This window comes from Streptomyces pimonensis, from assembly GCF_041380215.1.
Taxonomy (GTDB): domain Bacteria; phylum Actinomycetota; class Actinomycetes; order Streptomycetales; family Streptomycetaceae; genus Streptomyces; species Streptomyces pimonensis.
This window is the reverse complement of sequence record NZ_JAHWZY010000012.1, coordinates 39,688-65,264: the sequence shown is the minus strand read 5'-3', so window position 1 is coordinate 65,264 and position 25,577 is coordinate 39,688. Positions and strand designations below refer to the sequence as shown.

Here is a 25,577-nt window from a genome sequence, read left to right as displayed (position 1 = left end):
CAGTATCTCCGCCTCTACGCGCGTCCGGTAGTGGTCGTACCGGACAAACCCGCCCGGCAGGTGTCGTCCGCGTCCGCGCAGGACACCGCACGGTATGCGCCAGCACCGATCTCGGCGAGGTTCCGCAGACTGTCCGTGCCCGGTTCGAAGTACCCGGCGTGCCCCTTCGCCTCCCGTGCCGACAGCACCCGCGCACCGAACTCCGCCGCCACCGGGTCGGCCCCGTGCCCCAGGCCGCCGAGCTCCAGGTACGGCACGTCCTGGATCCAGTCGTCGGCGTCCCGCATCGCCCAGACCCGGGCGGTGGTGTTCAGCTGGGACGCCTTCTCCACCCGCATGCCGGGGCTGCCGGCCACCGCGATGTCGGTCACCCGCTCCGGCAGCCGGTGCGCGGCGACGCCGCACACCACGGAGCCGTAGCTGTGGCAGAACAGCGACACCGGGGCGGTCCCGGGCAGTCCGCGCACCAGCGCGTCCAGCCGCAGCGCGCCGTCCTCGGCGCGCATCGCCGTGGCCGCTTCCATGCCGAGCCCGCTGGGGGCGGCGTAGTCGGCCCAGGCGATCACGGCGGTACGGGTCGAGGGGGCGGCGTCGCGCTCGGCCGCGTACAGGGACTTCGCCATGCCGACGGGGGCCGAGTGCTCGCGCCGGGTGCGCTGGAAGGTGAGCAGGTCGGTGTCGACGCCGGGGACGACGACCGAGACCCGCTCGGCCCCGCGCAGGTCGCCGAAGACCTCGGCGACCCGGCCGGAGCCCGCCGGGTCGAAGGCGAGGACGTGCCGGCCCGGGCGCATCAGCGCCTCGAAGCGGTCGAGCCTGCGGGCGGCCTGGTGCCGGCCGGAGGCGGTGAGGCGGCTGTCGTGCACGCGTTCCGCCTCGGCCTTGCGGGCCTGCCCCAGTGCGATGCGGTTGGCGAGGTAGCGCAGCTGGACCGGTGCGCCGTTCATGTTGCCGACCGCGAGCGGATAACGAAGGGCGAGGCCGGTGCGCTGCCCCTCGGTGAGGGAGGCGAAGAACCGGGCCAGCCGTGCGGGCGCCGACTGCGGGTCCGGCAGCCGGTGGCCGGCCAACAGGCCGTGCTCCCAGGCGCTGAGCGACGCCTGGAGCGGAGCGGGACGGCGCTGGTGGCGCAGCGTCGTCCAGCCCGTGGTCGCCAGCATCACGAGGACGACGGCGAGTGCGAGCAGCGCACGCCAGACGTTCGGTTGCGAAGGGGTGTCGAAGGAAGTCACTGGAAGGACACACTAGGAGAACGGGAGTGTCCTGAGTGGGGCAAGTGATCGGTATCACGTTTGGCGGTGCCGATCCGGGGATGGATCCGTGCGCCAGCTGCCCACGAGCGCCGGTCCCACATGGTCCAGACAGACCGTCAGCAGGCCTCGCATGGCGGCCGCGCTGAAGTCGTCCCCGGTGGACCAGCGCCGCTCCGCCACGCGGACCACCCCGCCGAACGCGGCCACCAGGATCCTCGGCCGGGGGTCGGTGTCCACGTCGAGTCCCTCGCGCTCGGCGACGATGCGCGCCAGTTCCTCCTCCAGTTCCGTCGCGCGGCGCAGATGGGCGGCGAGCAGGGCGGGCGTCGACTCGATCACCCGGTAGACGCGCAGGTGCAGTTCCAGGGGGACGAGTTGCTCGACGGTCTCGGTGATGTCGTCCCAGCTGTCCAGCACGGCCCGGCGCAGCACCTCCAGCGGCGCCTCGCCCGGCGGGCGTTTGCGTACGGCCTCGACGACGCGCGACTCCGCGAGCCGGGGGACGAAGAACGCCACCTCCTCCTTGCTCGCGAAGTAACGGAAGAAGGTGCGCTGCGAGACGTCGACGGCCGCGGCGATGTCGTCGACGGTCGTCCTGTCGTACCCGCGCGTGGCGAACAGTTCCAGCGCGGCCCGGACCAGCGAGTCCCGTGTGCGCTGCTTCTTGCGCTCCCGCAGACCCGGTCGCGGCGGCGCGCCCGCGGCGGTCCCGACCGTTCCCATGGCTCCTCCTCGAACTGTTTCCCCTGTTCAGGCTATACGCGAGTGTCCTGTCAGTGACCGCCTGATGAATTGGTTTGTCAACTGTCAGCGGCTGACTTTAGTGTCGAACGTATGACTAGTCAGACGACCATCGACACGACGGGGCCGGGGGACGGCACGCCGGACGCCCCGTCGGGCGTGGCCCCGGGCAAGGGGCTGCGCGGGCACCCCTGGTTCACCCTCTTCACCGTCGCCGTGGGCGTCATGATGGTGGCCCTCGACGGCACCATCGTGGCCATCGCGAACCCGGCCATCGGCGAGGACCTGGGCGCCTCGCTGTCGGAGCTCCAGTGGATCACCAACGCCTACTTCCTCGCCCTCGCGGTCTGCCTGATCACCGCGGGCAAGCTCGGTGACCGCTTCGGCCACCGCCAGACCTTCCTCATCGGTGTCGTCGGCTTCGCCGCGGCGTCGGGGGCCATAGGTCTGTCCGACAGCATCGCGCTGGTCGTCACCTTCCGTGTGCTCCAGGGTCTGTTCGGCGCACTGCTGATGCCGGCCGCGCTCGGTCTGCTGCGGGCCACCTTCCCGGCCGAGAAGCTCAACATGGCCATCGGCATCTGGGGCATGGTCATCGGCGCCTCCACCGCGGGCGGCCCGATCCTCGGCGGTGTCCTCGTCGAGCACGTCAACTGGCAGTCGGTGTTCTTCATCAACGTGCCGGTCGGTGTCCTCGCCGTCGTGCTCGGCGCGTGGATCCTGCTCGACCACCGCGCGCGGAACGCGCCGCGCTCCTTCGACCTGCTCGGCATCGCCCTGCTGTCGGCCGCGATGTTCTGCCTGGTGTGGGCCCTGATCAAGGCTCCGGAGTGGGGCTGGGGCGACGGCAAGACCTGGGGGTTCATCGCCGCCTCGGTGATCGGCTTCCTGCTGTTCGCGTTCTGGGAGACGAAGGTCAAGGAACCGCTGATCCCGCTGGGGCTGTTCCGCTCGGTCCCGCTGTCCGCGGGTGTCGTGCTGATGGTCCTGATGGCCATCGCCTTCATGGGCGGACTGTTCTTCGTCACCTTCTACCTGCAGAACGTGCACGGCATGAGCCCGATCGACGCCGGCCTGCACCTGCTTCCGCTCACCGGCATGATGATCGTCGGATCGCCGCTGGCCGGGGTGGTGATCACCAAGGTGGGCCCGCGCATCCCGCTCGCCGGCGGCATGGCGTTCACCGCCCTCGCCATGTACGGCATGTCGACGCTGGAGACGGACACCGGCAGCGCCGTGATGTCGCTCTGGTTCGCCCTGCTGGGTCTCGGCCTCGCGCCCGTCATGGTCGGAGCCACCGAGGTCATCGTCGGCAACGCGCCGCTCGAGCTCTCCGGTGTCGCCGGTGGCCTCCAGCAGGCCGCCATGCAGATCGGCGGCAGCCTCGGCACGGCCGTGCTCGGCGCCGTGATGGCCTCCAAGGTGAGCAGCGACCTCGAGGGCAACTGGGCGAAGGCCGGGCTCCCGCCGCTCACCCCGGAACAGGCCGACCAGGCCTCCGAGGCCGTGCAGGTGGGTGTGGCCCCGGTGGCGAAGGGCACTCCGCCGGAGATCGCCACGAAGATCACCGACGTCGCCCACGACACCTTCATCTCCGGCATGAGCCTGGCGTCCCTGGTCGCCGCCGGAGTCGCCGCCGTGGCGGTGCTGGTCGCCCTCCTCACCAAGCGCGGTGAGAACGCGGAGGCGGGCGCGGGCGTCGGCCACATCTGACGGGCCGTGCGACAGGGGTCGCTCCGCGTGCGCGCCGCCGGAGGGGAGCGGCGCGCACGCGGCGGCCCCTCCGGCCGTCCGCGCGGAGTGAATTCACCGCCGGAGCGGGGGTACCCGCCATATCGACCCACCCTCACAGGGAGTTGATGATGGCGAGCTTCGGACACGGTACGCGCAGGGACCCCCGCACACGTGGCCGGACGTGGTCACGGTCCGGGCCGGATCGCGCGACGCTCGGGATCATCGGCGCCATCTGCGCGGTCGCCGGTTTCTTCGTGCTGGGGATCATCCTCGGCCCGGTGGCGGTCGTCTGCGGCTGGCTCGCCATGGGCCGCAGCTGGGCGGGCTCCCGCTCGGCGCCGGCCCTGGTCGCCCTCGTCCTGGGCGCCATCGACACGCTCCTGGCCGTCATCTGGCTGGCGGGAGCGACCACGTCGGGCTACTCGATGTTCTGACGCAGCGTCAAGGCGCAGGCCCCCGGTGTTCACCGGGGGCCTGCGCCTGTGCACGGGCCCTACGCGTCGCCTCCCGCGACCCCCGGGTCCGCCGCGGCCACGTCCAGCAGCTGGTACCGGTCGATCGCCTGCTTCAGCACCGACCGGTCGACGTGTCCTTCGCGCGCCAGTTCCGTCAGCACCGCCACCACGATCGACTGCGCGTCGATGTGGAAGAACCGCCGTGCCGCCCCCCGCGTGTCCGCGAACCCGAACCCGTCCGCGCCCAGCGACTGGTACGTCCCCGGCACCCAGCGCGCGATCTGGTCCGGCACCGACCGCATCCAGTCGGACACCGCCACCACCGGCCCCCGCGCCGCCGAGAGCTTCCGCGTCACGTACGGGGTGCGCTGCTCCTCCTCCGGGTGCAGCAGGTTGTGACGCTCGCAGTCCACCGCCTCGCGCCGCAGCTCGTTCCAGGAGGTCGCCGACCAGACGTCGGCCTTGACGTCCCACTCCTCGGCGAGGATCCGCTGCGCCTCGATCGCCCACGGCACCGCGACCCCGGACGCCAGGATCTGTGCCGGGAACGAACCCGCCGCGCCCTCGCTGAAGCGGTAGAGGCCCTTGACGATGCCCTCGGCGTCCACGCCCTCGGGCTCGGCGGGGTGCTGGATCGGCTCGTTGTAGACGGTCAGGTAGTAGAAGACGTCCTCGCCGTGCGGGTGCTGCTCGTCGGATCCGTACATCCGGCGCAGCCCGTCCTGCACGATGTGCGCGATCTCGAACCCGAACGCCGGGTCGTACGCGACGCACGCCGGGTTCGTGGACGCCAGCAGCTGTGAGTGGCCGTCCGCGTGCTGGAGACCCTCACCGGTCAGCGTCGTGCGCCCCGCGGTCGCGCCCAGGACGAAACCGCGCGCCAGCTGGTCGGCCATCTGCCAGAACTGGTCGCCGGTGCGCTGGAAACCGAACATCGAGTAGAAGACGTACACCGGGACGAGCGGTTCGCCGTGGGTGGCGTACGCCGATCCCGCCGCGATCAGCGAGGCCGTGCAGCCGGCCTCGGAGATGCCGTCGTGCAGCATCTGGCCGTTCGGCGCCTCCTTGTAGGCGAGCAGCAGCTCCCGGTCCACGGACTCGTACTGCTGGCCGAGCGGGTTGTAGATCTTCGCGCTCGGGAAGAACGAGTCCATGCCGAACGTGCGGTACTCGTCCGGCGCGATCAGCACGAAACGCTTGCCGATCTCCTTGTCCCGCATGAGGTCCTTGAGGAGGCGGACGAAGGCCATGGTCGTCGCGATGGACTGCTGGCCGGAGCCCTTCTTCACGGTCGCGTACGTCTTGTCATCGGGCAGCCGCAGCGGCTTCGACCGCACCACCCGCGTCGGCACGTACCCGCCGAGCGCCTTGCGGCGGTCGTGCATGTACTGCATCTCCTCGGTGTCCGGGCCCGGGTGGTAGTAGGGCGGCAGACCGGACTCGAGGTCCTTGTCGGAGATCGGCAGGTGCAGCCGGTCCCGGAAGTGCTTGAGGTCGGCGACCGTCAGCTTCTTCATCTGGTGCGTGGCGTTGCGGCCCTCGAAGTTCGGGCCCAGCGTCCAGCCCTTGACGGTCTTCGCGAGGATCACCGTCGGCTGGCCCTTGTGCTCGACCGCCGCCTTGTACGCCGCGTAGATCTTGCGGTGGTCGTGGCCGCCGCGCCCCAGGTGCAGGATCTGGTCGTCGGTCATGCCCTCGACCATCGCGCGCAGCCGGTGGTCGCCGCCGAAGAAGTGGTCGCGGATGTACGCGCCCGACTCGGTGGCGTACGTCTGGAACTGGCCGTCCGGCGTGGTGTTCATCTTGTTGACCAGCACGCCGTCGCGGTCCTGGGCGAGCAGCGGGTCCCAGGTACGGTCCCAGACCAGCTTGATCACGTTCCAGCCGGCGCCCCGGAAGACCGACTCCAGCTCCTGGATGATCTTTCCGTTGCCGCGCACCGGGCCGTCGAGCCGCTGCAGGTTGCAGTTGACGACGAAGGTCAGGTTGTCCAGGCCCTCCCGCGCGGCGAGGGTCAGCTGGCCCAGCGACTCCGGCTCGTCCATCTCGCCGTCGCCGAGGAACGCCCACACGTGCGAGCGCGAGGTGTCCGCGATGCCGCGCGCGTGCATGTAGCGGTTCATCCGTGCCTGGTAGATCGCGCCGATCGGGCCGAGCCCCATCGACACGGTCGGGAACTCCCAGAAGTCCGGCATCAGCCGCGGGTGCGGGTACGACGACAGCGCGTACGGGGCCTTCGACTTCTCCTGGCGGAAGCCGTCCAGGTGCCGCTCGCTCAGCCGGTCCAGCAGGTACGCGCGGGCGTAGATGCCGGGGGATGCGTGCCCCTGGAAGAAGACCTGGTCACCGCCGTCGCCCTCGTCCTTGCCGCGGAAGAAGTGGTTGAAGCCCACGTCGTACAGCGACGCGGAGGAGGCGAAGGTGGCGATGTGGCCGCCGACCCCGATGCCCGGCCGCTGCGCGCGGGAGACCATCACCGCGGCGTTCCAGCGGGTGGCGTTGAGGATCTTGCGCTCGATCTCCTCGTTGCCCGGGAAGAACGGCTCGGCGCGGGTCGGGATCGTGTTGACGTAGTCCGTGCTGCGCATCTCGGGGACGGCCACGCGCTTGGCGCGGGCACGCTCGATCAGTCGCAGCATCAGGTAGCGGGCCCGCTCCCGGCCGCGCTCGTCGACCGCGGCGTCCAGGGAGTCGAGCCACTCCTGCGTTTCCTCGGGATCGAAGTCAGGAACCTGACTCGGAAGGCCGCCAATGATGATCGGGTTGCGATCGGATGCGGAAGCCACGCTGTTCCTTACCTGTCGGAGGGCCGTGGGGCGGGCCGCCGTCCTGCCGGTACGGCCCGGATTGCGCCGATCCCCATGGTCCACCTCGGGGCCGTCGGCGTCATCTCTACCGGGAGGTAATCCGCGGGCGCGACCAGTACGGTGTTCATAGGGCTCGACCATTCGAGTCTTCGCACACATAGACGGTTCTCAAAGGGTCAAACAGGGCACAAAGGTGTGGTGTGCGTCACCTTGGGTCATGATGGTGTGCCTGGAGTTGCGGTGCCCCGGCCAGGATCGTCACCGTTTCGGCGGTCTGCACGGCCGGGTACTTGCGCGATTCGTCCCGCCCGTGTGGACTACGGCCAATGCTTCGCGCACGCGCGTGGCTGAGTTATTCCCAAGACATGATCAGGAGGCAACCCGTGAGCGCGACCGCGGACCACGCGGAGGAGCGGACGAACCCTGCCGCCAGGCTGGGGTTCCAGCCCGGGCAGGTGGTCCAGGAGATCGGCTACGACGACGACGTCGACCAGGAGCTCCGCGAGGCCATCGAGGGCGTCATCGAGAGCGACCTTGTCGACGAGGACTACGACGACGTGGCTGACGCCGTTGTGCTGTGGTTCCGCGACGACGACGGCGACCTGACGGATGCGCTGGTGGATGCCACCACGTACATCGAAGAGGGCGGCGCGATCCTGCTCCTCACGCCGAAGACAGGTCGTTCGGGCTACGTGGAGCCGAGCGACATCTCGGAGGCCGCCACCACGGCGGGCCTGACGGCGGCCAAGAGCGTCAGCGTGGGCAAGGACTGGAGCGGCAGCCGGCTGGCGACGCCGAAGGCGGCCAGGTCCAAGCGGTGAACCACCCCGGACGGGCCGGTCGCGTCACGCGTCGGCCCGTTCGTCGGCCTGCCGTGCTCCCTGCGTAGGGTGGTCGGAGCGAACCACCCCGAAGGGACGAACACGACGATGGCGATCCAGGTCGGCGACAAGGCCCCCGAATTCGAGCTCAGGGACAACCACGGGGCGACCGTGAGGCTGTCCGACTTCCGCGGGCGGAAGAACGTGGTGGTGCTCTTCTACCCGTTCGCCTTCACCGGTGTGTGCACCGGCGAGCTGTGCGAGGTCCGCGACCGGCTGCCGCAGTTCTCCGACCGCGACACCCAGGTGCTCGCCGTCTCCAACGACTCCATCCACACCCTGCGCGTCTTCGCCGAGCAGGAAGACCTGGAGTACCCCCTGCTCAGCGACTTCTGGCCGCACGGCGACGTCTCGCGCGCGTACGGCGTCTTCGACGAGGACAAGGGGTGCGCCGTACGCGGGACGTTCATCATCGACAAGGAGGGCGTCGTGCGCTGGACCGTCGTCAACGCCCTGCCGGACGCCCGTGACCTGAACGAGTACATCGAGGCGCTCGACACCCTGTGACTCTTCGGTCGTCGGGCCTGCGGCGACCGGGAACCCGTCATTAGGATCGATTCGTTGATCCGACATCCGACGCACGACGGGGCACCCCGTCCCAGAACACCAATGGAGGACTCGTGGGAGTCAGCCTCAGCAAGGGCGGCAACGTATCGCTGACCAAGGAGGCGCCGGGCCTGACCGCGGTCATCGTCGGTCTGGGGTGGGACATCCGCACCACGACCGGTACCGACTTCGACCTCGACGCCAGCGCGCTGCTGCTGAACAGCAGCGGCAAGGTGGCCAGCGACGCGCACTTCATCTTCTTCAACAACCTGAAGAGCCCGGACGGCTCGGTGGAGCACACCGGCGACAACCTCACCGGTGAGGGCGAGGGCGACGACGAGCAGATCAAGATCGATCTCGCCGGGGTCCCCGCCGACATCGAGAAGATCGTCTTCCCGGTCTCCATCTACGACGCCGAGAACCGCCAGCAGTCCTTCGGCCAGGTGCGCAACGCGTTCATCCGCGTCGTCAACCAGGCCGGCGGGGCCGAGATCGCCCGTTACGACCTGAGCGAGGACGCCTCCACCGAGACCGCCATGGTCTTCGGCGAGCTGTACCGGCACGGCGCGGAGTGGAAGTTCCGCGCCATCGGCCAGGGCTACGCCTCCGGTCTGCGCGGCATCGCGCAGGACTTCGGGGTCAACGTCTGAGACGGACACGCCCCGGGCGGCCACGCCCGGGCCCGGCCGCCTTCCGCGGCCACACCGCCCGGCGCCGCACGGTTTACGTGCGGCGCCGGACGCGCATGACCACCTGGAGAAACATCACCCGGAGGGGGACCAGCATCATGGGCGTCACGCTCGCCAAAGGGGGGAACGTCTCCCTGTCCAAGGCCGCACCGAACCTCACGCAGGTCATGATCGGGCTCGGCTGGGACGTGCGCTCCACCACCGGAGCCGACTTCGACCTCGACGCCAGTGCGCTGATGTGCAGCGGCGGCCGGGTCATGGGGGACGAGTGGTTCGTCTTCTACAACCAGCTCACGAGCCCGGACGGCTCGGTGGAGCACACCGGTGACAACCTCACCGGCGAGGGCGAGGGCGACGACGAGTCCCTGCTGGTCGATCTCTCCCAGGTGCCGGCCCAGTGCGACAGGATCGTCTTTCCGGTCTCCATCCACATGGCCGACGAGCGCGGTCAGACCTTCGGCCAGGTCGGCAACGCCTTCATCCGTGTGGTGAACCGGGCGGACGGCCAGGAGCTCGCCCGCTACGACCTGAGCGAGGACGCGTCCACCGAAACCGCGATGATCTTCGGTGAACTCTACCGTTACCAGGGGGAATGGAAGTTCCGTGCGGTGGGACAGGGGTATGCGTCGGGATTGCAGGGCATCGCTCTAGACTTCGGAGTCAACGTTTCGTAAAGCCGATCACGGCAGCGGGGGATACCCGTTAACACACCTGGGGTAGCCAGTGGTTCTGAAAACCTTCGGCTGGTCGTTCGCGGTCACCGCGCTCGGCCTGGTCGCAGCGATCCTCTTCGGGGGGTGGACCGCCTTTGGAATCGTGGCGATCCTCTCGGTCCTCGAGATCTCGCTGTCCTTCGACAACGCGGTGGTCAACGCCGGAATCCTGAAGAAGATGAACGCCTTCTGGCAGAAGATCTTCCTCACCATCGGCATCCTGATCGCCGTCTTCGGCATGCGGCTGGTCTTCCCCGTCGTGATCGTCGCCGTCAGCGCGCAGCTCGGGCCGATCGAGGCGGTCGACCTCGCGCTCAGCGACAAGGACCGTTACCAGGAGCTGGTCACCGACGCCCACCCGGCGATCGCCGCGTTCGGTGGCATGTTCCTGCTGATGATCTTCCTGGACTTCGTCTTCGAGGAGCGGGACATCAAGTGGCTGGGCTGGCTGGAGCGCCCGCTGGCCAAGTTCGGCAAGATCGACATGCTGTCGGTCTGCATCGCCCTGATCATTCTGCTGATCTCCGCCATGACCTTCGCCACCCACGCCCACCAGCACGGCGGCGCACACGTGGACAAGGCGGAGACGGTCCTGCTGTCCGGCATCGCGGGCCTGGTCACCTACATGATCGTGGGCGGTCTGTCCGGCTTCTTCGAGGAGAAGCTGGAAGAGGAGGAGGAACGCGAGCACGAGGCCGAGGAGCAGGCCGAGCGCCAGGGCAAGCCGCGCTCGGCGGTCGCGCTGGCCGGCAAGGCCGCGTTCTTCATGTTCCTCTACCTCGAGGTGCTGGACGCCTCCTTCTCCTTCGACGGCGTCATCGGCGCCTTCGCCATCACCAACGACATCGTCCTGATGGCGCTCGGCCTGGGCATCGGCGCCATGTACGTGCGGTCCCTGACCATCTACCTGGTCCGTCAGGGCACCCTGGACGACTACGTCTACCTGGAGCACGGCGCGCACTACGCGATCGGCGCCCTGGCGCTGATCCTGCTCGTCACCATCCAGTACGAGATCCACGAGCTCATCACCGGCTCCCTCGGCGTCATCCTCATCGGCGCCTCCTTCTGGTCCTCCGTGCGCCGCAACAAGCGGCTCGCCGCGGCCGAGGGGAGCGCCGGCCACAGGACCGAGGTCTCCTCCGGGGTGTGACAGCCCCCCGGGTGAGGAACGCTCTCGACGGGGCGGCTCCGAGGACCACTCCTCGGAGCCGCCCCGCGGGCCGTCCGGGAGTCCCGGCGGTCCGAGCGGGGTTACGGCGACTGGACTTGGGGCGGGAATGGGTTTCCTGGACGGACTGCGGCGCGGACGCGAGAGTGCCTTCGACTCGGGCAGCGCGGCCAGCAACGCCATCGAGCTGACCAAACGGCACGGTCAGGTGTCCCTGACCAAGCAGGGAGCGGACACCGGCCATCTGCGGATCAACCTCAGCTGGCGGATGCGGACCTCCGACTTCGGCGGCTCCCCGCGGGAGAGCCTGCTGCGCCACCCCCTCAAGGCGCTCAAGCCGCCGGAGGTGATCGGACACAGCCAGTCCATGGTGAACGTCGATCTCGACCTCGGCTGTCTGTACGAGCTCCAGGACGGCACCAAGGGCGTGGTCCAGCCCCTCGGCGGCTTCCTCGGCGACATCAACGCCGCGCCCTACGTCAAGCTCAGCGGTGACGACCGGTTCGGGTCGGGCTCGGGCGAGACCATGTACGTCAACCTGGACCACCGGGAGAACATCAAGCGCCTGCTGGTCTTCGCCTACATCTACGACCAGACGCCCGCGTTCGACCGGACGCACGCCATGGTCACGCTCTACCCCGGCAACGGCCCGCGGGTCGAGATCGGCCTCGACGAACGCCACCCCCAGGCCCGTTCCTGCGCCGTGGTGATGATCGAGAACGTCAAGGGCGAGATCCTCGTCCGCCGCGAGGTGAAGTTCGTGTACGGATTCCAGGCGGAGCTCGACCGGCTGTACGGGTGGGGGCTCCAGTGGGGGAGGGGCTTCAAGACGAAGGCCGGTCGTTGAGGAGTCCCCTGGTCCCACAGGCGCCGGTCCGCTAACGCCCGATGAACTGCGGCCCCTGCGGCGGAAGCCGGAAGTCCGGGTCGGGGGAGGCGACGGCCGGCGGCGGGAAGCCGTACCCGGACGGCGCCCCTGCGGCGGGCGCCGGCGGATAGCCGTGGGCCGGCTGCGCGGCCGCGGGCCGCTGCGGCGGATAGCCGTACGCGGGTTGTGCGGGCACTCCCGCGGGTTGTGCGGGCGCCCCCGCGGGCTGCTCGGGCGGCAGCGGCCGGGACACCTCGGGCGCCGGCGGGACGAGCGGGGCCTGAGGCTGTGTGAGGGCCTCGGAGGAGGTGCGGTCGGAGGCCGGCACGTGCGCCGTCGGCGGCGGCTGCTGGGTGACGTCGGAGGGATCGGGCTGCTGCGCCGCCTCCGACTCGTCCACCGAGATGCCGAAGTCGGTCGCCAGGCCCTTCAGGCCGTTCGAATAGCCCTCGCCGAGCGCCCGGAACTTCCACCCCTTCCCGCGCCGGTACAGCTCACCGCAGATCAGCGCGGTCTCCTCACCGGTCTCCGGCTTGATGTCGAAGTACGCCAGCGCGTCCCCGTCGGCGGCCTGCGCGTCGTACAGCAGGATGCGCAGGTCCCGTACGCGGTCGAAGGTGACGCCGTCCGCCGACGCGACGAGCAGGATCCGGCCGACACCGGACTCGACACCGGTGAGATCCGTCTGGATCGTGTCGGTCAGGCCCTCGGCGACGCGCTTCTTGCCGAGCCGCCACACCTGCTCGGCAGGATGCCGTGGCTGGTTGTAGAACACGAAGTCCTCGTCGGAGCGCACGCGACCGTCGGGGCCGAGGAGCAGTGCGGAGGCGTCGACGTCCGGTACCCCCTGCCCGGGCGACCAGCGCAGTACGGCGCGTACCGTGGTGGCCTCGAGAGGAACGTTCGACCCCTTGAGCATCGCGTGCGTCATACGGTCATCCTGCCTTCTCCGTCCTGGTCACGACAACGCGGGGGCCGGGGCCGACACAGCCGGGTCACCTGAAGTTCATGCCCCGCGGGAACCGCCGACATGGATCCCTACGTACTATTACCGGCCACCTTCCGACATTCCCGAGATTCCAGAGAGGCCACGGGGGAGTTCCATGCGTCATTTCGGGCAGATCGCCCCTGCGGTGCGGAAACGTCTCTTCTACCGGGAGCCCGCCGAGTTCACGCCGGACTCCCCGGCCCGGCTGCTCTCCGCGGTCCTCGGCGCCACGCTCTACAGCCCCGCGACCCGGCCCCGGCTCGCCGACGACGTCGTCAAGCAGGGCGGACGCGGTGTGGTCTCCATGGTGCTGTGCCTGGAGGACTCCATCGACGACGACGAGGTGACCGCGGGCGAGGAGAACCTGGTACGGCAGTTCACGGACCTGGCCGGGCGGCCCGGTGCGGAGCTGCCGCTGCTGTTCATCCGGGTCCGCGTCCCCGGACAGATCCCCGACCTCGTCCGGCGCCTCGGCTCCGGCGTCTCGCTGCTGTCCGGATTCGTACTGCCGAAGTTCACCGCGGAACGCGGCCTGCCGTTCCTGGAGGCGCTGACCGCCGCCGAGGCCGAAAGCGGACGCCGGCTGTTCGCCATGCCGGTGCTGGAGTCGCCCGAGCTGCTCTACCGCGAGTCCCGCGTGGAGACCCTCGAGGGCATCTTCCGCACCGTCGACAAGTACCGCGACCGCGTGCTCGCGCTGCGCCTCGGCGTGACCGACTTCTGCTCCTCCTACGGGCTGCGCAGGGGCCCCGACATGACGGCGTACGACATCCAGGTCGTCGCCTCCGTGATCTCCGACGTGGTGAACATGCTGGCCCGGGCCGACGGCACGGGATTCACCGTGACGGGGCCGGTCTGGGAGTACTTCCGGGTGCAGGAACGCATGTTCAAGCCCCTCCTGCGGCAGAGCCCCTTCCACGAGGTGAAGGCGGTCGCCCTGCGCGAGAAGCTCATCGAGCACGCCATGGACGGCCTGCTGCGCGAGATCTCCCTCGACCGGGCGAACGGCCTGCTGGGCAAGACCTGCATCCACCCCTCGCACGTCCTCCCCGTGCACGCGCTGTCCGTCGTCAGCCACGAGGAGTTCAGCGACGCCCAGGACATCCTCCGGCCGGAACGCGGCGGCGGGGGTGTACTCAGGTCGGCCTACACGAACAAGATGAACGAGGTGAAGCCCCACCGCGCCTGGGCCGAGCGGACCCTGCTGCGCGCAGAGGCCTTCGGCGTGGCCAACGAGGACATCGGCTTCGTGGAACTGCTCGCGGCGGGCCTGGCCGAGTGACCGGGACGGAGAAGACTGTGAACGAGGGGATGCGCCACCCGGCGCGTCACGGAAACCCGGCCGGCGAGGGCATCTGGTCCGGCAGCTGGGTCACGGAGCGGCTCGGCGTCGAGCTGGCCGGGGACGAGAGCCTGCCCGGACTGCTGGGGCTGGCGCTGCGCCGCAATCCCAAGCGGGCCCACCTGCTGGTGTCCAACGTCCTCGGCAAGCACGTCCCCCAGTCCCCGTCCGTCGTGTACGGCCACGGCGTCACGCTCGGCCGCCGGGTGCGTGAGCTGCTGGGGGACGCGGCGGAGGGGGCGGTGGTCCTCGGCTACGCCGAGACCGCGACCGGTCTGGGGCATTCCGTCGCCGACGGTCTGGGCACGGCCCCGTACCTGCACTCCACGCGCCGCCCGGTCGCGGGAACGGCCACCGCCGGGGGCTTTGAGGAGTCCCACTCCCACGCCACGTCCCACCTGCTGCTCCCGGAGGATCCGCGGCTGCTGGCCGGGGACGGTCCGCTGGTCCTGGTCGACGACGAGTTCTCGACGGGGAACACGGTGTTGAACACCGTCCGGGACCTCCACGCGCGGTATCCGCGGGAGCGGTACGTCGTGGTCGCCCTCGTCGACATGCGTTCGCCCGCGGACGCCGGCCGTCTGGACGGGTTCGCCCGTGGGATCGGGGCGCGGATCGACCTGGTGACGACCGCGTCGGGCACGGTGCGGCTGCCGGACGGCGTCCTGGCGAAGGGGCAGGAGCTGGTGGCGCGGTACGAGAGCGCCGCGGGAGGCGGTCGGTCGTCCGCGGCCGCGTCGGGGCAGGCCGCGCGGTCGCCCGCGACCCCGGAGGGCGCCGCTGGTCCCGCGAGCCCCGGAGCCGACGCCCGGACGGGTTCCCCGGGGGCGTGGGGCGTGGCCGGATCCGCGGCTGCCGCCGCGTGGACGCGATCGGCCCAGGACGACCCGCACCCGGACGGCACGCTCGCCAGGCGAGTGGACCTGTGCTGGCCGGACGGCCTCCCCGACGGCGGACGCCACGGCTTCACCCCCGCGCACCGGGCCCGCCTCGAATCCGCGCTCCCCGACATGGCGGCCCGCCTCGCGGCCGCACTCCCCGAGGACGCGCGCCGCGTCCTCGTCCTCGGCTTCGAGGAGCTGATGTACGCCCCGCTGCGCCTGGCGGGCGAGCTGGAGCGGACCGTCCGCGCCGACGTGCGCTTCTCCACCACCACCCGCTCGCCCGTCCTCGCCGTCGACGACCCCGGCTACGCGATACGCACCCGCCTGGTCTTCCCCGCCCACGACGACCCCGCCGACGGCCCCGGCGACCGTTACGCCTACAACGTCGCCGGCGGCGGCTTCGACGCCGTCGTCGCGGTCGTCGACTCGGCCGCCGACACCCCCGCACTGCACGCGCCCGACGGCCTGCTCGCCCGGCTCGCCGCGCACACCCCGCAGGTCCTCCTCGCGGTCGTACCGTCGTACGTGCCCACACCGCAGGACGCCGTTTCCCAGGACGCCCGACCGGACGCCCCCGAAAGGCCCGCCACCATGCTGCCCGAGCCCCTCAGAGGCCCCGCCTTCTCCTCGTACGCGCCCGAGGAGGTCGGCTGGCTGCTCCAGGACCTCTCGGACGTGACGCTGGAGGCGCCGACCGAGGAGCGCGAGGAGGCCATCCAGAGCGGCGGCGCCCACTACGCGGAGTCGCTGCCCGTGGAGTACCAGCCGAGCGAGCAGTACCAGGAGCTGTTCCACGCGGCCCTGGACGAGTCGGCGGCCCGACTGGCCCACGCGGTGGGGGTGGTCACCGAGACCGTGCTCGCCGAACGGTCCCCCCGCCCCGTGCTCGTCTCCCTGGCCCGCGCGGGCACCCCCGTGGGCATCCTGATGCGCCGCTGGGCGCACCACCGCCACCAGCTCGACCTGCCCCACTACGCGGTGTCGATCGTCCGCGGCCGGGGCATCGACGCCAACGCGCTGCGCTGGCTGGCCGCCCACCACGACCCCCGGGAGGTGGTCTTCGTCGACGGCTGGACCGGCAAGGGTGCCATCACCCGCGAACTCGCCCAGGCCGTTCAGGAGTTCGAGAAGAACGAGGGCGTCACCGGCTTCGACCCGGAGATCGCGGTCCTGGCCGACCCCGGCTCCTGCGTCCGCACCTACGGCACCCGCGAGGACTACCTGATCCCCTCCGCCTGCCTCAACTCCACGGTGTCCGGCCTGATCTCACGCACCGTGCTCCGGGCCGACCTGGTCGGCCCGGACGACTTCCACGGCGCCAAGTTCTACCGAGAACTCGCCGGCGCGGACCTCTCGACGGCCTTCCTGGACGCCGTGGCCGCCCGCTTCCCGGAGGTCACCGACGCCGCCTGCGCCCGGGCCGAGGAACTGCTCTCCACCGACCGCACCCCCACCTGGGAGGGCTGGGCGGCGGTCGAACGCATCAGCGAGGAGTACGGCATCCACGACGTGAACCTCGTCAAGCCCGGCGTCGGCGAGACCACCCGGGTGCTGCTGCGCCGGGTGCCCTGGAAGGTGCTCGCCCGGGCCGGAGCCGGCAGCGACCTCGACCACGTACGCCTCCTCGCGCGGCAGCGGGGCGTACCCGTCGAGGAGGTCGACGGACTCCCGTACACCTGTGTCGGACTGATCCACCCCCGCTACACCCGTGGCGCCACCGGCGCCGACGGCAGGGCGGTGACCCGCTGATGCCCGTCATCGTCGCCAGCGACCTCGACCGCACGCTCATCTACTCCGCCGCCGCCCTCGCCCTGACCATGCCGGACGCGCGGGCGCCCCGGCTGCTGTGCGTGGAGGTCCACGAGAGCCAGCCCCTGTCCTACATGACGGAGACGGCGGCCCGGCTCCTCACCGACCTCGGCGACGAGGCCGTGTTCGTCCCCACGACGACCCGCACCCGCAAGCAGTACCAGCGCATCAACCTCCCCGGCCCGCCGCCGCCCTACGCGATCTGCGCCAATGGCGGGCACCTCCTCGTCGACGGCGTGTCCGACCAGGACTGGCACGCCCGGGTGCTCGCCCGCCTCGCGGACGAGTGCGCCCCGCTGTCCGAGGTGCAGGAGCACCTGCTGCGGACCGCCGACCCGGTCTGGGTGCGCAAGCACCGGGTCGCCGAGGACCTCTTCGCCTACCTCGTCGTCGAGCGGGAACTGCTGCGCGAGGAGTGGGTGAAGGAACTCGGGGAGTGGGCGGAGAACCGCGGCTGGACCGTGTCCCTCCAGGGCCGCAAGATCTACGCCGTGCCCAAGCCGCTGACCAAGAGCGCGGCCATGCACGAGGTCGCCCGCCGCACCGGCGCCGATCTCACCCTCGCCGCCGGTGACTCCCTCCTCGACGCCGACCTGCTCCTCGCCGCCGACCAGGGCTGGCGCCCCGGCCACGGCGAACTCGCCGACGCCGACTGGGCGGCCCCCGCGGTCAGGGCCCTTCCCGAACGGGGCGTCCTGGCCGGCGAGCGCATCCTGCGCGAGTTCCTGCGGACGGTGCGCGCGCCCCGGTGACCGTCGCCCGGCCCGCGCGGGCGGCGGCCGCCGGGCCCGGCGGCCCGCTCCTCAGCGGTCCCGTTCGCGGCCGGTGAGCTCGTGCGGGTCGGTGACACGGAGCCGGCGGGTGGGGTGGTCCTCCTCGGAGCCGCCCGACGGACGTGTCTTCCGGGCGTCCTCCCGCCCGTCGCGCCGCCGCCGCCCGGCCCCGGGCCGCCGCAGCCGCACGACCACGAACACCAGCACCGCCAGCGCGGCCAGGGCCAGGACGACCTTCGAGTACGCCGAGACGACGTTCGTCACCTGTTCCCAGTTGTCGCCCAGCGCGTAGCCCGCGAGGACGAACGCGGTGTTCCAGATCGCGCTGCCCAGCGTGGTCAGGCCGAGGAACACCGGCAGCCGCATGCGCTCCACACCGGCCGGGACGGAGATCAGACTGCGGAAGATCGGGATCATCCGGCCGAAGAACACCGCCTTGGTCCCGTGCCGCAGGAACCACGCCTCCGTCTTCTCGATGTCGGCGACCTTCACCAGCGGCAGCCGGCCCGCGATCGCCACGGTCCGGTCCCGGCCGAGCAGCGCGCCGACCCCGTACAGGGCGAGCGCGCCGATCACCGACCCGGCGGTGGTCCACAGCAGCACGGCGAGCAGCCCCATGCGGCCGGCGCTCGCGGTGAACCCGGCCATCGGCAGGATGACCTCGCTGGGCAGCGGCGGGAAGAGGTTCTCCAGCGCGATGGCGAGTCCGGCGCCCGGGGCGCCCATCGCGTCCATGAGGTCGTGGACCCACTGGGGGCCGGGGCCGCCTTCGGCCGCCAGGACCGCGTCCGGTGCCGTCGTGTGCGCTGCGAGTGCCGTCATGCCGTCCACGCTAGGGATCCGGAGCTGAAGGGAGGCTGAGGACGACCGCGCACCACGGGCACGGACGGCCACAGACGTCCTCCACGGTTTTCCGCGACGGGCGTGCCCACACTTCACCGTCCGGCCGGACGGTGGGGAGTGCGGGCACCGCGTCAGCCGCAGCAGCCGCCGCCGCAGCAGCCGCCACCGCCCGCGGACGGAGCGGGGGCCGCGGCGGAGGCGGTGCCGCCCACCGCGACGGTGGACAGGAGCTTGACCGTGTCGTCGTGACCCGCCGGGCAGGCCGCGGGCGCGGAGGACTCCGCCATGGGGCGGCTCAGTTCGAAGGTGTCGCCGCAGGTCCGGCAGCGGTACTCGTAGCGAGGCATGGGCACAGGTTAACCGGCCCGGCCCGCGCCGGTCAGTGGGTGGCGCCGCCGCGTTCCTCCCGGATCAGGGTCACCACACGGCCCACCGTCGTCCGTACCTCCTCCGTCTCCGTCAGGAAGTGCCAGTAGTCGGGATGGCGGCCCTCCAGCCCGGCGACGGCCCGCTCCAGACGGGCCACGGCGTCGTCCAGGGGACGGGCGTGACGCGGGTCGGGGGTGTTGCGGCCGGCCATGGCCAGACGCTGGGCGTCGCGGATGGCGAAGCGGGTGCGTTCGATCTCCTGCCCGGGGTCCTTCTGCACGGCGTTCAGCCGCCGCAGCCGGTCACCGGCGGCCGACACCGCCTCGTCGGTCGTGTTCAGCAGTGCCCGCGCGGTCGACAGCAGGGCGGTCGCGTCAGCCCAGCGCTGCTCCTCGCGGGCCACCCGGGCCTCGGCGAGTCTCTCCTCCGCCCGGCCCACGTTCTCCGTGGCCACGTCGGGGACGTGCTGGAGGTCCTGCCAGCAGGCGGCGGTGAAACGCCGGCGCAGTTCGCTGAGGACCGGTTCGACCTGTTCGGAGCGGGTGATGAGGGCCTGGGCGCGGGTGCGCAGGGAGACCAGCCGGTGATCGATCTCGGCGGCCCGTTCCGGCAGCCGTTCGGCTTCGACGCGGACCGCCTCGGCCTCGCGCGTGACCCGTTCGGCCCGCTCCAGGGTCTGGGGCACGCCGTGCTGCCCCGCGCCCTGGTTCAGCTTGGTCAGTTCCGGGGAGAGCGCGGCGAGCCGGGCGGCAAGGTCGTCGGCCTTCAGCCCCGATCCGCGCGCGGTGTCGAGGGCGTCCGAGGCGGCGAGCAGCGCCTGCCGGGCGCGTTCGACGGCGGGCGCGAGCCGGGCGAGCCGGGTCTCGGCCTTGTCGAGGAGGGAGCCGAGCCCGTCGGCGAACCGGTCCAGCTCCTGCTTGACCCGGCCGAGTTCGTCCCTGGCGGCGGTCAGCCCGTCGCGGGCCCGGGCGGCGGCCGCCGCTTCCAGGTCGTCGCGGTCCAGGTCATGGGCGTCGACGGCGCTGATGTACCGGTGGCTGGCCTCGTCGATGCGCCGGCCGAGCGCCTCGAAGTCGGCGACGGCGCGGCGGGCGGCGGGGGAGGCGTCGACGGCGGTGATCGTCTCGATGGAGATCCGCAGGTCGCGCTGGGCGGTGTCGAGTTCGTAGAAGGCGGCCGCCGCCGCGTCCTTGGCGGCCTGCGCCTCGGCGCGCTGGTTCTCCGCCCGCCCGCCGAACCAGCGCCGGGTCCCGCCCCCGGCGAACGCGGCGGGCAGCGCCAGCGCCGCGACCAGCGGCAGCCCCACGAGGACGAGCGTCTCCCGCAGCGCGCCGGGGGCCCGGCGGACACCCGGCCGGAGGGGAAGAGGGGGTACGGCACGGCGCGCGCGGGGCACGCGCGGCTCCGACGGCGAGTACGGCTGCGCTGGTGTCGCCGTCACATCCCTCTCCCGTACTGTCGTTCGCCCGGCCCGATGCCATTCTCCCACCGGTGGAGGACGAAGACACGGGCCGGTCAGTTCGCCGTGCGGACGGTGAGTTCGCCGTCGCCGGTGCGCGCGGTCACCACGTGGGGGCTGGAGTCGTCGCGGGGCACGGACACGTTCTCGGCGCCGTCGCCGGTCCCGGTGTCCACGCGGTAGGAGGCCCGCGGCAGGTCGATCGTCAGGGAGCCGTCGCCGCTGCGGGAGTCCACCAGGTCGGGCACGGCGGCCAGTTCGAGGCGGACCGAGCCGTCCCCGCTGTGGGTGCGCACCGTACGGGAGGAGACCTCCGCGCGCACGGACCCGTCACCGGTGCGCAGTTCCAGCGGTCCGGTGGAGTCCGTGACGCGGATCGAACCGTCCGTCGTGCGGATGCTCAGCGCGTCGCGGAAGCCCCGCGCCCGTACGCTGCCGTCCCTCTCCTCGACCTTCACGGAGACGCTGCGGGGCACCTCGACGCGGTGCTTGGTGGAGCAGTTCGCGACGACTCCGAAGCACTTCTCCCGCAGCACCAGCCGGTCGCCGTCCATGGACCAGGTGACCTCCGGGTCCGGGCCGACGGCGACGGTGCCCTGGAACCACCGGGTGACCTCGATCTCGCCCGGGGCGTTCTCGTCCGAGGCGACGATCTCGAGGGCGGACTCGTCGGAGTCGACGGTGAGGGTCCTGCCGGGCAGGTCGAAGGAGCGGTGGTCGGGAGCGTCGTCGTCGGCGGCCGACGCCCCGCAGGCGCTCACGCCCGCGACGATCACCGTGGTGGCCCCGGCGAGGGCGAGGGCGCGTGTCCACGCGGCACGGGAGCCGGAAGCGGAACCGAAGGATCGGGCGGTACGGGTCTTACGGGTCATGACGGTCTCCCCCTGGGACGGACGCCGGCGCTCCCCGGCGTCTTCGAGCGCTCCTCGACCGTACGGACCGGTGGCCCGCGGGGGGATCCGGGCGGCTGGCGGATCCGGGGTGGGGATATCCCCCGGTGCCCCCGGCGGGCGTTTGCCGGACCGCGCCCCGGGCCATGTAGGCTGTCGACTCGACCTGGGCGCGCGGCCCGGGTCCCGGGTGCGTAGCTCAGGGGTAGAGCGCCTGCCTTACAAGCAGGATGTCGGCGGTTCGAAACCGTCCGCGCCCACCGGGACACAGGGCCTCCGGAGTCGCTCCGAGGCCCTTGCCGCCGTCCCGCGCTGCGCCGCCCTACGCGGGCCCCTCCGGAGTCTCGTGGACGTGTTTCAGCCGGGAGCGGGCGTGCACGCGGTCGGCGCCGGTGAGTTCGGCCCAGTAGCGGTGGGTGCTGACGAACACCACGAGCTCGTGCTCCCGTCGCCGGAGCTTCTCCACCTCGGCCTGTTCGTCGGCGGTCCAGCCGGGTGAGGCGGCGCGCTCGACCTTGCGCCAGCCGCTGTCGTCGCTGAACCCGTCGAGGGGTTCGACCGACCAGGGGAGCCGCTTCAGCAGGGCCGACAACTCGGCCCGGACCTGGTGCAGTTCCTCCTGACCGGCGAGGAGGTCACTCGGAAAGTCATAGGTCGCAGCCACGACCTGATGATACGCCTGTTCGATTTTGGGTGGCGAGTTGCGGAGGGGGCGCGTCAGACTGAAGGCATGTGCCGGAGCATCAAGACCCTGCGTCCCCCCGTACAGCCCGAGGAGGCCACGGAAGAGGAGATCCGGGCCGCCGCCCTGCAGTACGTGAGGAAGGTGTCCGGCTTCCGCGCGCCGGCCGCCCACAACCGCGAGGTGTTCGACCGGGCGGTGGAGGCGGTCGCCTCGGCGACGGCCGAGTTGCTGGACGGGCTGGAGGTGCGCGGGGGCGCGGCGCGGCAGGCGGGGGGATAGGCCCATCGGGCCGGGTTGCGGGCAGTCGTGCCGCCGGGGCGGCACGGGTGGGCGCAGCGGCACCCGCGGGCGCCGGGCCGCGCACCACCTTCGCCCGGCCCGGTCGCCCCGGCTTCCGGACTCCGTGCGCAGTCCCGGAGCCCGCAGGGCCTACGGAGCCTCCGAAGGCTGCGGCCGCGGTCGCCGGCGCATCAGATAACCCGCCCCCGCCCCCGCCGCGAACAGCGCGCCCACCGACACCGCCGTGGCCAGCCAGGTCGCGCCCAGCCAGTGGGCGCCGAAGTAGCCGAGGGCCACGCTGTACCCGGCCCAGGACAGCCCCGCCAGAGCGGACCACGGGAGGAAGTCGCGGGCGCGGTGGCGCGCGGCTCCGGCGCCGAGGGAGACCACCGAGCGCCCGGCCGGGGCGAAGCGGGCGAGGACGACCAGGGCGCCGCCGCCCCGGGCGAGTGCCGCACCGAGACGTTCCTGTGCGCTCCTGAGCCGCCGTGACCGGGCCATGGCCCGGTCCAGACGGGCGCCGCCGCGCCAGGCGAGGCGATAGGCCACCAGGTCACCCAGGACGGAGGCGGTGGCGGCGCACAGCGTCAGCACCAGGATGTCGGGCACGTCGGCCGCCGTGCCCGCGGCCGAAGCCGTGGCCGCGGTGATCACCAGTAGCCCGCTGGGCAGGACCGGGAGGAACACGTCGAGCAGGACCGAGAGGGCCACCACCGCATAGATCCACGGGCTGCCGACCAGCGACCCCACACTCTCCACCCGAACTCCCCGTCGCTCCCCCGAGGGCCGCGCCGTGCCGCGCTGACGCGGGAGCGGCAGGAGTGGCAGGAGTGGCCGATGACAGCGATACAGCGTACGCCCGGTGAGTGACGGAAAAGTCACGAGGGGTTCGTGTGCCCGGCATCCCTCGTTCCGCTCTCCTTCCCCGGGGAAAGGGGAGGAGCGCCCTCCCCGTCGTGCGGGGCAGGGCGCCCGTGCGGTTCTGCGGGGGAGGCGGGTCAGACCGTCACCGGGGTCTGCTCCGTCCGTCATGCGTCGTCCGCCGGCGAGCGCCTGGCGGACAGGCGGTCCAGGCCGAAGGCTCCGGAGCCGGTGAACACCAGCAGGGACATGGCCCAGCGGTACAGGGCCGCGCCCTCGCCGTTGTTCTCCATCGGTCACAGGGCCTGGGGCTGGTGGACCTTGAAGTACGCGCAGGCCATCGCGCCGGACGAGACGAACGCGGCGGCGCGGGTGCCGAGGCCGAGCAGGACCGGGGTGCCGCCGACGAGTTCGATCAGGCCCGCGTACCAACCGGGCCAGGCGCCGGTCCCGACGGTGCCGCCGTTGCCGTCCGCGCCGCCGAGCAGGCCGAGCAGGGACGCGGTGCCGTGGCAGGCGAAGAGCAGTCCGACGACGATGCGGAACATGCCCAGGGCACATGGCTGGGCGCTGTTGAGGCGTTCGGTCATGTGGGGGTCTCCTTCGGTCGGGCCGGCCCGGGGGCGGAACCGAGTCGACCACCCGCGTCAGGTGCCCCAACCAATACTTGCAAGTTCAACATCTGGCCGAGGCCTCGCCTCCGCTTGGCTGTTCCGGAGCCCGCTCCCGCCGGTCGTGGCGGCGCCCGCCCTCGTGGTCATGGCCCGCCGGGTGACCGAATCCGCACCACGCCGCACGGCGGGCCCACAGGTTCCGGTTCACCGGCTCAGCCGGGTCTCCATCACGTTCCTGAGCCGTGTCCCGGCCGCATCCTCCTGTGCGTCCTCCAGCCGCAGCACCGCCGAACGCCCCTGCGTCGTCAGCGTCATGAGCTGGTTGCCGAACCAGGGGCCACCCGTCCTGCGCCAGGTGACCGGCGGCGGACGGAGCCGGCCGTGCCGTGCGAACACGCGGCCGAGGAGTCGGGCGGCGCCGCTCCAGCCGAAGCGGAAGCCGAGCTTCATCGACAGCGGAATGGAGTTGTGGACGGGGGAGCAGGTCAGCTGCACCACCCGGGAGTCCGGCCCGGCGCCGCCCGGCCAGCTCGGCTCGGCGACGTAGGCGTGATGGACGTCTCCGGAGAGCACGCACACCGTCGCCGGCGCCTCCGGCCCCGTACCGGTCTCGGCGATCAGCTCCGCCAGTTCGCCGAACGACCCCGGGAAGGCCGCCCAGTGCTCCAGGTCCGCCGCGCGCCGCAGTTTTTCCCCGAGCCGCGCCCAGCGGGTGCCCTTGTCGCCCCGGCACAGCACGGAATTCCAGACCTCGATGTCGTGCACCAGGTGGGGCAGCAGCCAGGGCAGGGACGTGCCGACGAGCAGGTGGTCGTAGGAGCCGCGCCCGTCGAGGGCCTGTTCGCGCAGCCAGTCGGCCTCGGTCCGGTCGAGCATGGAGCGCCGGCCCTCCTCCAGGACGCGGGCCGCGCGGCTGTCCACCATCACCAGGCGCACCCGGCCGAAGTCGCGCCGGTAGCTCCAGCGCACGCCGGCCGCGTCCGCCTCGGCCCGGGAGGCGAAGGCGCGCAGCGCCTCGGTGCCGTCGTCGGCCGCCCGGACGGACGCGTACAGCGGGTCGGCCTCGACCTCGGCGGGGGAGAGGTTGCCCAGGTGCTGGTACACCCAGTACGACATCAGGCCGCTGAGGATCCGCTCCCGCCACCATGACGTGTCCCGCATGTCGGCGACCCAGGAGGCGGAGGTGTTCCAGTCGTCGATCACGTCGTGGTCGTCGAAGATCATGCAGGTGGGCACGGTGGACAGCAGCCAGCGCACCCGCGGGTCGAGCCAGGACTCGTAGTAGAGGTGGGTGTACTCCTCGTAGTCCGCCACCTGGCTGCCCGGCGGGTCGTCCAGGTCACGGCGGGCGGCGAGCCACTCGCGCGTGGCGTCGGAGGTCTCGTCGGCGTACACCTGGTCGCCGAGGAGCAGCAGGACGTCGGGCCGTTCGCCGTCCGGGTCGGCGGCGATGCGTTTCGCCAGGGCGTCCAAGGCGTCGGGGCCCACCGGGTCGGGCTCCCCGGTGGGCGGAGAGGCCCAACGGCAGGAGCCGAACGAGACACGCATACGGCCGTCCGGGCCCGGAGTGGGGATGACGGACGGCGGGAGCGACGGGAAGGGGGCCTCGGCCAGCGGCCACACCCGGGTGTCGTCCAGGAGGACCTCGTACGGGGTGGCCGTCCCCGGTGCGAGACCGGTGACGTGGACGAGCGCGTAGTGGTGGCCCGCGATCCGGAAGGTGCGGGCCGTTCCGCCGGTCCCGTCCGCGCAGCGCACCTCCACGGTGCCCGGGCCGGCGGTCTCGACCCAGAGGGTGGCGGACGATCCGTCGATGTACCTCAGCAGTGGTCCGAGCCGCAGTCCGGCCATGGTGTCCCCTTCCTCCGTCGCCCCGTACGGTACGCAGCGACGGAGGGCGCCGGGGAGGTCCGGGTACCCGGCAGT

At 71.7% G+C, this 25,577-nt stretch carries 23 protein-coding genes, 1 tRNA gene and 1 pseudogene; 13 read left to right on the top strand and 12 right to left on the bottom strand.

Annotated elements, in window-relative coordinates; genetic code table 11:
• Positions 1-14 precede the first annotated feature (14 nt).
• Positions 15-1,232: an alpha/beta hydrolase gene (locus KYY02_RS14335; RefSeq protein WP_371238312.1), complete on the bottom strand. Its 1,218-nt coding sequence runs from the start codon at positions 1,230-1,232 to the stop codon at positions 15-17.
• A gap of 54 nt (positions 1,233-1,286) precedes the next feature.
• Positions 1,287-1,976 (bottom strand): TetR family transcriptional regulator, encoded by a 690-nt coding sequence (locus KYY02_RS14330; RefSeq protein WP_371238311.1) that lies wholly within the window; start codon positions 1,974-1,976, stop codon positions 1,287-1,289.
• 111 nt (positions 1,977-2,087) lie between these two features.
• On the opposite strand from KYY02_RS14330, the gene KYY02_RS14325 reads away from it, so the two are divergent.
• Both KYY02_RS14325 and KYY02_RS14320 read left to right on the top strand, forming a co-directional pair.
• Entirely contained in the window at positions 2,088-3,707 is a 1,620-nt protein-coding gene (locus tag KYY02_RS14325; protein ID WP_371238310.1) for an MFS transporter, read from the top strand.
• 146 nt (positions 3,708-3,853) lie between these two features.
• Positions 3,854-4,162 carry a small hydrophobic protein gene (locus KYY02_RS14320; protein ID WP_371238309.1) on the top strand — a complete coding sequence of 103 codons (309 nt, stop codon included), beginning with the start codon at positions 3,854-3,856 and terminating at the stop codon, positions 4,160-4,162.
• A 59-nt stretch (positions 4,163-4,221) separates the two neighbouring features.
• On the opposite strand, the gene aceE is transcribed toward KYY02_RS14320, so the two are convergent.
• Entirely contained in the window at positions 4,222-6,969 is a 2,748-nt protein-coding gene (gene aceE, locus KYY02_RS14315) for a pyruvate dehydrogenase (acetyl-transferring), homodimeric type (protein WP_371238308.1), read from the bottom strand.
• A gap of 404 nt (positions 6,970-7,373) precedes the next feature.
• Between aceE and KYY02_RS14310 the strand changes: the two genes are divergently transcribed.
• The 6 genes from KYY02_RS14310 (at position 7,374) to KYY02_RS14285 (ending at position 11,834) form a co-directional block, all read left to right on the top strand.
• Positions 7,374-7,811 (top strand): DUF3052 domain-containing protein, encoded by a 438-nt coding sequence (locus tag KYY02_RS14310; protein ID WP_371238307.1) that lies wholly within the window; start codon positions 7,374-7,376, stop codon positions 7,809-7,811.
• A 108-nt stretch (positions 7,812-7,919) separates the two neighbouring features.
• Positions 7,920-8,378 (top strand): peroxiredoxin, encoded by a 459-nt coding sequence (locus KYY02_RS14305; protein WP_371238306.1) that lies wholly within the window; start codon positions 7,920-7,922, stop codon positions 8,376-8,378.
• Between the two features lie 113 nt (positions 8,379-8,491).
• Positions 8,492-9,067, top strand: coding sequence for a calcium homeostasis/redox stress adaptation protein (locus tag KYY02_RS14300; RefSeq protein ID WP_371238305.1), 576 nt, complete (start codon positions 8,492-8,494; stop codon positions 9,065-9,067).
• Positions 9,068-9,204: 137 nt separating this feature from the next.
• A complete protein-coding gene (locus tag KYY02_RS14295) occupies positions 9,205-9,780 on the top strand; it encodes a TerD family protein (RefSeq protein WP_371238428.1) in 576 nt (191 codons plus the stop codon).
• A gap of 49 nt (positions 9,781-9,829) precedes the next feature.
• Complete coding sequence (locus KYY02_RS14290; protein ID WP_371238304.1) at positions 9,830-10,969, top strand: DUF475 domain-containing protein; 1,140 nt, start codon at positions 9,830-9,832, stop codon at positions 10,967-10,969.
• Between the two features lie 127 nt (positions 10,970-11,096).
• Positions 11,097-11,834, top strand: coding sequence for a TerD family protein (locus KYY02_RS14285; protein ID WP_371238303.1), 738 nt, complete (start codon positions 11,097-11,099; stop codon positions 11,832-11,834).
• A 31-nt stretch (positions 11,835-11,865) separates the two neighbouring features.
• Here KYY02_RS14285 and KYY02_RS14280 read toward each other — a convergent pair whose 3' ends face one another.
• Entirely contained in the window at positions 11,866-12,786 is a 921-nt protein-coding gene (locus tag KYY02_RS14280; protein WP_371238302.1) for a TerD family protein, read from the bottom strand.
• A 172-nt stretch (positions 12,787-12,958) separates the two neighbouring features.
• Here KYY02_RS14280 and KYY02_RS14275 point away from each other — a divergent pair, with 172 nt between their 5' ends.
• The 3 genes from KYY02_RS14275 to KYY02_RS14265 are packed head-to-tail and all read left to right on the top strand — an operon-like array spanning position 12,959 to position 17,630.
• A complete protein-coding gene (locus KYY02_RS14275) occupies positions 12,959-14,125 on the top strand; it encodes an HpcH/HpaI aldolase/citrate lyase family protein (protein WP_371238301.1) in 1,167 nt (388 codons plus the stop codon).
• 29 nt (positions 14,126-14,154) lie between these two features.
• Complete coding sequence (locus KYY02_RS14270) at positions 14,155-16,818, top strand: phosphoribosyltransferase (protein WP_371238427.1); 2,664 nt, start codon at positions 14,155-14,157, stop codon at positions 16,816-16,818.
• Entirely contained in the window at positions 16,818-17,630 is an 813-nt protein-coding gene (locus KYY02_RS14265; RefSeq protein WP_371238300.1) for an HAD family hydrolase, read from the top strand. The genes KYY02_RS14270 and KYY02_RS14265 overlap by 1 nt, the downstream gene beginning before the upstream one ends.
• Before the next feature lie 51 nt (positions 17,631-17,681).
• Here KYY02_RS14265 and KYY02_RS14260 read toward each other — a convergent pair whose 3' ends face one another.
• The 4 genes from KYY02_RS14260 to KYY02_RS14245 form a co-directional block, all read right to left on the bottom strand.
• On the bottom strand, positions 17,682-18,473 hold the full coding sequence (locus tag KYY02_RS14260; protein ID WP_371238299.1) for a DedA family protein: 792 nt from the start codon (positions 18,471-18,473) through the stop codon (positions 17,682-17,684).
• A gap of 152 nt (positions 18,474-18,625) precedes the next feature.
• On the bottom strand, positions 18,626-18,841 hold the full coding sequence (locus KYY02_RS14255; RefSeq protein ID WP_371238298.1) for an FmdB family zinc ribbon protein: 216 nt from the start codon (positions 18,839-18,841) through the stop codon (positions 18,626-18,628).
• 32 nt (positions 18,842-18,873) lie between these two features.
• Positions 18,874-20,304, bottom strand: a complete 1,431-nt coding sequence (locus KYY02_RS14250) for a hypothetical protein (RefSeq protein ID WP_371238297.1) — start codon at positions 20,302-20,304, stop codon at positions 18,874-18,876.
• A 74-nt stretch (positions 20,305-20,378) separates the two neighbouring features.
• A complete protein-coding gene (locus KYY02_RS14245) occupies positions 20,379-21,194 on the bottom strand; it encodes a DUF4097 family beta strand repeat-containing protein (RefSeq protein ID WP_371238296.1) in 816 nt (271 codons plus the stop codon).
• A gap of 206 nt (positions 21,195-21,400) precedes the next feature.
• Between KYY02_RS14245 and KYY02_RS14240 the strand changes: the two genes are divergently transcribed.
• Positions 21,401-21,472, top strand: a tRNA-Val gene (locus KYY02_RS14240).
• A gap of 62 nt (positions 21,473-21,534) precedes the next feature.
• On the opposite strand, the gene KYY02_RS14235 is transcribed toward KYY02_RS14240, so the two are convergent.
• On the bottom strand, positions 21,535-21,876 hold the full coding sequence (locus tag KYY02_RS14235; RefSeq protein ID WP_371238295.1) for a DUF8825 domain-containing protein: 342 nt from the start codon (positions 21,874-21,876) through the stop codon (positions 21,535-21,537).
• Positions 21,877-21,942: 66 nt separating this feature from the next.
• Here KYY02_RS14235 and KYY02_RS14230 point away from each other — a divergent pair, with 66 nt between their 5' ends.
• The gene (locus KYY02_RS14230; RefSeq protein WP_371238294.1) at positions 21,943-22,176 is read left to right on the top strand and encodes a DUF2277 domain-containing protein; all 234 of its coding nucleotides are present in this window, start codon (positions 21,943-21,945) and stop codon (positions 22,174-22,176) included.
• Positions 22,177-22,326: 150 nt separating this feature from the next.
• Here KYY02_RS14230 and KYY02_RS14225 read toward each other — a convergent pair whose 3' ends face one another.
• The 3 genes and pseudogenes from KYY02_RS14225 to KYY02_RS14215 form a co-directional block, all read right to left on the bottom strand.
• Positions 22,327-22,935, bottom strand: coding sequence for a DedA family protein (locus tag KYY02_RS14225; protein ID WP_371238293.1), 609 nt, complete (start codon positions 22,933-22,935; stop codon positions 22,327-22,329).
• Between the two features lie 269 nt (positions 22,936-23,204).
• A pseudogene (locus tag KYY02_RS14220) lies at positions 23,205-23,627 on the bottom strand (DoxX family protein).
• A 228-nt stretch (positions 23,628-23,855) separates the two neighbouring features.
• A complete protein-coding gene (locus tag KYY02_RS14215; RefSeq protein WP_371238292.1) occupies positions 23,856-25,502 on the bottom strand; it encodes an alkaline phosphatase D family protein in 1,647 nt (548 codons plus the stop codon).
• Positions 25,503-25,577 lie beyond the last annotated feature (75 nt).

Coding starts and splice junctions, on each gene's coding strand:
- KYY02_RS14330 (WP_371238311.1), bottom strand. CDS start 1,976: ATGGGAACGGTCGGGACCGCCGCGGGCGCGCCGCCGCGACCGGGTCTG.
- KYY02_RS14325 (WP_371238310.1), top strand. CDS start 2,088: ATGACTAGTCAGACGACCATCGACACGACGGGGCCGGGGGACGGCACG.
- KYY02_RS14320 (WP_371238309.1), top strand. CDS start 3,854: ATGATGGCGAGCTTCGGACACGGTACGCGCAGGGACCCCCGCACACGT.
- KYY02_RS14305 (WP_371238306.1), top strand. CDS start 7,920: ATGGCGATCCAGGTCGGCGACAAGGCCCCCGAATTCGAGCTCAGGGAC.
- KYY02_RS14295 (WP_371238428.1), top strand. CDS start 9,205: ATGGGCGTCACGCTCGCCAAAGGGGGGAACGTCTCCCTGTCCAAGGCC.
- KYY02_RS14285 (WP_371238303.1), top strand. CDS start 11,097: ATGGGTTTCCTGGACGGACTGCGGCGCGGACGCGAGAGTGCCTTCGAC.
- KYY02_RS14280 (WP_371238302.1), bottom strand. CDS start 12,786: ATGACGCACGCGATGCTCAAGGGGTCGAACGTTCCTCTCGAGGCCACC.
- KYY02_RS14275 (WP_371238301.1), top strand. CDS start 12,959: ATGCGTCATTTCGGGCAGATCGCCCCTGCGGTGCGGAAACGTCTCTTC.
- KYY02_RS14270 (WP_371238427.1), top strand. CDS start 14,155: ATGCGCCACCCGGCGCGTCACGGAAACCCGGCCGGCGAGGGCATCTGG.
- KYY02_RS14265 (WP_371238300.1), top strand. CDS start 16,818: ATGCCCGTCATCGTCGCCAGCGACCTCGACCGCACGCTCATCTACTCC.
- KYY02_RS14260 (WP_371238299.1), bottom strand. CDS start 18,473: ATGACGGCACTCGCAGCGCACACGACGGCACCGGACGCGGTCCTGGCG.
- KYY02_RS14255 (WP_371238298.1), bottom strand. CDS start 18,841: ATGCCTCGCTACGAGTACCGCTGCCGGACCTGCGGCGACACCTTCGAA.
- KYY02_RS14245 (WP_371238296.1), bottom strand. CDS start 21,194: ATGACCCGTAAGACCCGTACCGCCCGATCCTTCGGTTCCGCTTCCGGC.
- KYY02_RS14230 (WP_371238294.1), top strand. CDS start 21,943: ATGTGCCGGAGCATCAAGACCCTGCGTCCCCCCGTACAGCCCGAGGAG.
- KYY02_RS14215 (WP_371238292.1), bottom strand. CDS start 25,502: ATGGCCGGACTGCGGCTCGGACCACTGCTGAGGTACATCGACGGATCG.